The organism is Streptomyces sp. NPDC057654 (assembly GCF_042800135.1).
Taxonomy (GTDB): domain Bacteria; phylum Actinomycetota; class Actinomycetes; order Streptomycetales; family Streptomycetaceae; genus Streptomyces.
Genome location: NZ_JBHVHQ010000562.1, coordinates 1 through 5,744, shown reverse-complemented (window position 1 = coordinate 5,744; position 5,744 = coordinate 1). Strand labels below are relative to the sequence as shown.

Sequence of the window (5,744 nt, the reverse complement as noted above, 5' to 3'; positions counted from 1 at the left end):
CCCCTGGTCCGCGCGGCCGCGTTCGCGTTTGACCACCGGCCTGTGCGCTGCGCGGGCCCGCTGCGCGGGGCTATACGCACGGGAGGCGGTGCCTGACTGACTGCGCGGGGCACGCGGTCCAGAACCGGAGGTACGCCCCCGTCGCCCGGGAGCGGCGACACAACCACCACTCCGACCGGCCGTACGCCCCACTCGCACCTGATCTGCCGCGCCAGCGGTGCTTGCCGCGCCTCGCGCCCGTACGGCGTATGTACAACCAGCTCCGACTCGGCGCGGGTCCCCCTTCGAGTGGTCCGCCAGGACACCTGGCATAGGGGGCCACGCGTCAGTTCGAGTGAATCCGGCCGCGCAACGCCATAGGCGATCGGCATGGGGACGAACATTGCGGAGACTCGTCCAGTTCAGGGTGGGCGACAGCCGAGCAGGCGGAGGTGCGGCGATGAGTGGTACGTCGGGGGAGACGGCGCGCGGCAGCGGCGGGGGCCGGGGGAAGGGGGTTCTGCGGACGAAGACGATCGAGCAGTCGATCCAGGACACGGAGGAGCCGGAGCACGCGCTCCGCAAGTCGCTCTCCGCACTCGACCTCACAGTCTTCGGCGTCGGCGTGGTCATCGGCACCGGCATCTTCGTGCTGACCGGCAAGATCGCGAAGGAGACGGCGGGCCCCGCCGTGGCCCTCGCCTTCGTCGCCGCCGGCCTGGTGTGCGCGCTCGCGGCGCTCTGCTACGCCGAGTTCGCCTCGACGGTCCCGGTCGCGGGCTCCGCCTACACCTTCTCGTACGCCTCGCTCGGCGAGCTTCCCGCCTGGATCATCGGCTGGGACCTGGTCCTGGAGCTCGCGCTCGGCTGCGCCGTCGTCGCCGTCGGCTGGTCCGGCTATGTGCGCTCGCTGCTGGACACGGCGGGCTGGCAGGTCCCGGACGCGCTGTCCGGGCCGAAGAGCGGGCACTTCGGCTTCGACCTGTTCGCCTGCCTGCTGGTGCTGCTGCTGACGGCCATCCTGGTCGTCGGGATGAAGCTGTCCTCGCGCGTCACGTCGATCGTGGTCGGCGTCAAGGTCGCCGTCGTGCTCGTCGTCGTCATCGTGGGCTCCTTCTTCATCAAAGGCGGCAACTACAAGCCCTTCGTCCCGCCCACCGAGCCCAGCAGCGGCGGCGACGGTCTGGCGGCGCCGCTCGCCCAGCTGATGTTCGGATTCACGCCCTCCAACTTCGGCGTGATGGGCATCTTCTCGGCCGCCGCCGTGGTCTTCTTCGCCTTCATCGGCTTCGACATCGTCGCCACCGCCGCCGAGGAGACCCACAACCCGCAGCGCGACGTGCCGCGCGGCATCCTCGGCTCGCTCGCCATCTGCACCGTGCTGTACGTGGCCGTGTCGGTGGTCGTCACCGGCATGCAGAAGTACAGCTCGCTGACGGTCGACGCGCCGCTCGCCGACGCCTTCAAGGCCGTCGGGCACCCCTTCTGGGCCGGTCTGATCAGCTTCGGCGCGGTCGTCGGACTGACGTCCGTCTGCATGATCCTGCTGCTCGGCCAGAGCCGGGTGTTCTTCGCGATGAGCCGCGACGGGCTGCTGCCCACCGTCTTCTCCCGCGTCCACCCGCGCTTCGGCACGCCCTACCGCTCGACCATCGCCCTCGGTCTCGTCGTCGCGGTCGTCGCCGGGTTCACCTCGATCGACGTGCTCGCCGAACTGGTCAACATCGGTACCCTCTTCGCCTTCGTCGTCGTCGCGCTCGGCGTGATCATCCTGCGCCGGACCCGCCCCGACGTCCCGCGCTCCTTCCGCACCCCGCTGGTCCCGCTCGTCCCCGTGCTCTCCGTGCTGGCCTCGCTGTGGCTGATGCTGAACCTGCCCGCCGAGACCTGGCTGCGGTTCGGCGTATGGATGGTGCTGGGGTTCGTCGTCTACTTCGTATACGGACAGCGGCACAGCCGGGTGCGGGCGGAGCGCAAGGGGAACGGCAGCCGGGCGGCTTAGCGGCCGGCGTCGGGGCGTACGGTCCGGGGGCCGGTCACCTCGGCGCCCAGCGCCGCCACGCGCGTCCGCAGCTCCCGGTCGGCCGTCACCACCACGCAGCGCCGCTCGTCCGCGCGGTCCGCGACGAGCTCCACGATGCGGTCGTCCCCGCTGCCGTCCGCCGCGTCCGTCCTTACGCCCGGCACGGAGGCGGTCCGGCGGGCCGCGCCCTCCACCACGAGGACGATCTCCAGCGGGGGCGCGAGCGCGGCGCCGGGCAGGCCGTCGTCGGCGTAGGGGGCGAGGCGGTCGCGCAGCCGCTCGGCGGCGCCTTGGCGGTCGCGCCACCAGCCGTCGGGCACGGACCCGACGACGTTCGCCGCGTCCACGATCAGCAGGGTGTGCATGGGGACAGCCTCGCACGCGCCGGGGGCGGCCACCGTGAGCAGATCACGGGCGGCGGGCCCCGCGAAGCCCAGTGATATTGTCGATGGCCATCGGTTTGTGTGCCGGACAGTGCCGCGCACCGCGGAATTCGTTCTTCAGGAAGGTTGGCGGCGAGTCATGCACACCCCCACCACCGGCTGGCTGCTGCGCGGTACGGACGGCCGGCTCACGGCCTACGCCCCGAGGGCGGAAGGCATCGCCCGCTGGACCGAGGAGCGCCCCGGCGGCCCCTCCTGGAAGGGCCCCGAGCTGCTGGCTGCGCCGGGACTGCTGCCCTACCTGTCCGTGGCCCAAGGGGCCGACGGCTACGCGCACTTGGTGGGGCTGCGGCGGCAGCCGAAGGACGACGGCGAGGTCGCGACGGACGTCGTGCACGCCACGCAGTTCCAGCCGGGCCGCCCCCCGACGATGTGGCGGGCCCTGGGCACGCCCTACGGCGGCGACTGGCGCCGGGCGGAGCAGATCGGCCTCCCCGCGGCGGTCGTCGGCCACTCCGGCGCGCTGCACGTGTTCGTACGCAACGCCGGTGGCGGCGTGTGCGGGCGGAAGCAGGACGCCAAGGGCTCCTGGGGCGGCTGGCTGGACCTCAAGGGCTACGACCTGCTGGACGGGCTCTCGGCGGCGGCGACCGGCGACGGCCGCGTCGACGTGATCGCCCCCGCGCGCACGGGCGCGCACCGCTGGAACCAGGAGCAGCCGGGCGGCGACCTGAAGCGCGCCCCGGCGGTGCCGGCGGCAGCGGCGGCGGGCACCGCGTCGTCCGCCGGTACCGGCGAGACCTCCGTCACCCACTTCTGGCGGGACGCCGAGGACGGCGAGGTGCGCGCCTGGCGGGCGGGCGGCGAGGATGAGCCGGAGGACGCCGTGGTCTCGCTCGGCGGCGCCGGTACGGGCCCGGTCGCCCTGCTCCGTACGGCCGTCGACGGCCATGACTGCACGGTGCTCGCGCAGCGCACCACGGCCGGCCGGGTGGCCGTCGCCGCGTATCCGACGGCCGACGAGTCGGCGGGCGCGTTCTGGTCCGAGACCGGCGGGGAGTGCGTGGGCGCGCCCGCGCTGGCGCTGGACGCGCGCGGGCACGTGGTCCTGGCGGCCATCGCCGCCGACGGCGGCCTGCGCGTGGCCCGGCAGCGCGCGGAGGAGCCGGGGCTGGCACTGGGGGCCTGGGTCCCGGCCTGACGGCCGCCGTACCGAGGGGCGGACCCCCTCACTCCTTCATCCACGACCTCACCACCCCTCCCAGCGCGTTCACCAGCCGCTCCCGGGACTCGGCCGAGTCCCGCAGTTCGCGGTTGTTCTCGTCGTGGAGGAACGGCACGCCGTGGTCGGCGGCCGTCTGCGCCTGGACGTTGGTGGTGCCTTCGAGGCGGCCGCAGTCCTGGGACCAGGCGCGGCAGACCGCGAACCCGGCGGCGGTGAGCTTCTTCGCGGCCCGGCGGGCGGGCCCCGTGGCGGCCTCGTCGGGGCCCGGTGAGAGCACGATGTCGTGGTCCGGCGAGCTGTCGTCGGCGAAGCCGTGCACCTGGATGCCGGGGACGCGGCGGGCGACGAGTTCCGTGCAGATCGCGTCGAAGACGGAGTCCTGCCGGTGGGCCATGTCGGCCGAGATGCCCTTGCCCGCGTCGCGCGGCGCCCCGGCGAGCACCATGATGCCGCCGGGCGTCCGGGTGAAGAGGCCCGCGCCGATCAGTTCGGTGTGCAAGTCGGAGCGCGGGTGCGGGACTTGGACGCTCCAGCGGACGCGTCGCCCGAGGTCGATGTAGACGCGCCCCCAGCCGCGCCCCGTCCGGTGTTTCTCTGTGATCTCGGCCACCGTGCGGTCCGTGCCCCCGAGCCGGACGGTGCGGACGGTGTAGTCGACGGCCGAGAGGCGTTTACGGGCGGAGTCGGGCTTGTCGTCGAGCACGTCGGCGACGCCGCCGGCGAGGGCGGCCCGCTGGTCGGCGGTCGGGGTGCGGTAACCGCCGTGCCGGGGGAAGTCCGACACATAGTCGCCGACCTCATCGGTCAGGTGCAGTACGGGCTGTGCCGGAGCCGAGTGGGTTATGAGGAGTGCGGCGACGACCGCCAGCGCCCCCGCCGTGATCAGGACGAAAAGCGTGGCGAGGGCGGTGCGTCGTCGGCGGAGCGGCTTGACTGCGGGGAATTGCATGGAGATAGAGCGTAGGCGGTCTTGGCGGGCGAATTGTCACAGCCGGGACGCCGGTTGGTCCAATCCGCAATCTCTTGTGTCGGATTCGTGAGAACCATGTGTCAACGCTGGTGAAACTGCATGTCAACTCCTTGTGTCGATACCGGGGTTGTGTTTCGGCCGGGTGAGCGGTCCCCGCGAATGCCGTTAATCATGAGATACGATGTTCGCCAATTCATGAACTGGCGTGCCGAACTTCCCTGACCAGGAGCGATGCCATGCAGGCAGCGGGGGCTGCCCCTCGACCGCCACAGGCCCGGCGCAAGCGCGCGAATATGCCGCTGCTAGGTGGCGTAAAGCCGCCAATAGCAGCGTTGTTGGCCTTGTTGGTGGCAATTTCCGCCCTTACCTCTCTTACCGTCGGTAGTTCCGACGACCGTTCCGTCTCACGTGCCGTCGTCGAGTCCCAGGCGCATGTCGCGAACGATACGGCGCGTTCTCTCGGTTCTTCTCTCGAACAGAACACGGCCGATCTCCGGGATGCCGTAGCGCTTCTCGAACAACGTTCATCGCCAAATCCCCCCGAATCGGTGTTGAGTTCACTCGGCGCCGCCTATCGGAAGTGGCGCGGACTCGCGATCGTCGACCCGAAAACGGGCAGACTTCTCGCGGCACGGGGGGAAACCGTGCCGCTCGACCAATTCGACGGACGCGCGGACGACAGTTTCCAGCCCCGCCTGGTGACCGCCGACTCCGGCGCGCCCCGGCTGCTCTCCTTCGCCTCCCTCGAAGGGCGCGGCGGCACGGAACAGCTGGTCGTCGCCGCGGGCACGCTCCGGCTGCCCGCCGAGCGCGGCAACCGCACCACCTTCGTCACCGGCCCCGGCGGACGCGTCCTCGCCGCCTCCGGCGACCAGGCCGACAGCTCCGGTGTGCGCGAGCTCGCCGCGAAGGACGCCGGGCCCGTACGCCGCGACGGCGACCGCTACTTCGCCGTCGGCCACGCGGACGTCCCCGGCGGCGACCGCGTCCAGCGCCTCGGGCTCTCCGTCGCCACCGCCGTCCCCGTGCCCTCCGGCACCGCCGTCGGAAGCGACCGGCTCCTCGGCCCGCTGGCCGCCGTCGCCCTCCTCGTGATCGCCGTCCTCGTCGCCTGGTGGCTCGCGCGCCGCGTCCAACGCCCGCTGCGCGGACTGGACATGGAGG

General features: G+C 72.2%; 4 protein-coding genes and 1 pseudogene. 3 read left to right on the top strand and 2 right to left on the bottom strand.

Features of this window, described 5'->3' with window-relative positions:
- Positions 1 to 439: 439 nt before the first annotated feature.
- Positions 440 to 1,981, top strand: a complete 1,542-nt coding sequence (locus tag ACFU99_RS30645; protein ID WP_384398197.1) for an amino acid permease — start codon at positions 440 to 442, stop codon at positions 1,979 to 1,981.
- On the opposite strand, the gene ACFU99_RS30640 is transcribed toward ACFU99_RS30645, so the two are convergent.
- Positions 1,978 to 2,367, bottom strand: a complete 390-nt coding sequence (locus ACFU99_RS30640; protein WP_384398195.1) for an NTP pyrophosphohydrolase — start codon at positions 2,365 to 2,367, stop codon at positions 1,978 to 1,980. The genes ACFU99_RS30645 and ACFU99_RS30640 overlap by 4 nt on opposite strands.
- Positions 2,368 to 2,524: 157 nt before the next feature.
- On the opposite strand from ACFU99_RS30640, the gene ACFU99_RS30635 reads away from it, so the two are divergent.
- Entirely contained in the window at positions 2,525 to 3,586 is a 1,062-nt protein-coding gene (locus ACFU99_RS30635) for a hypothetical protein (protein WP_384398193.1), read from the top strand.
- A 28-nt stretch (positions 3,587 to 3,614) separates the two neighbouring features.
- On the opposite strand, the gene ACFU99_RS30630 is transcribed toward ACFU99_RS30635, so the two are convergent.
- Positions 3,615 to 4,559 (bottom strand): hypothetical protein, encoded by a 945-nt coding sequence (locus ACFU99_RS30630; protein WP_384398191.1) that lies wholly within the window; start codon positions 4,557 to 4,559, stop codon positions 3,615 to 3,617.
- Positions 4,560 to 5,224: 665 nt separating this feature from the next.
- Between ACFU99_RS30630 and ACFU99_RS30625 the strand changes: the two are divergent.
- A pseudogene (locus ACFU99_RS30625) lies at positions 5,225 to 5,744 on the top strand (hypothetical protein); the annotation flags it as partial.

What these genes read in the sequence shown, in the direction of transcription:
- ACFU99_RS30640 (WP_384398195.1), bottom strand. Translation starts at nt 2,367, where the DNA reads ATGCACACCCTGCTGATCGTGGACGCGGCGAACGTCGTCGGGTCCGTG.
- ACFU99_RS30635 (WP_384398193.1), top strand. Translation starts at nt 2,525, where the DNA reads ATGCACACCCCCACCACCGGCTGGCTGCTGCGCGGTACGGACGGCCGG.
- ACFU99_RS30630 (WP_384398191.1), bottom strand. Translation starts at nt 4,559, where the DNA reads ATGCAATTCCCCGCAGTCAAGCCGCTCCGCCGACGACGCACCGCCCTC.
- ACFU99_RS30645 (WP_384398197.1), top strand. Translation starts at nt 440, where the DNA reads ATGAGTGGTACGTCGGGGGAGACGGCGCGCGGCAGCGGCGGGGGCCGG.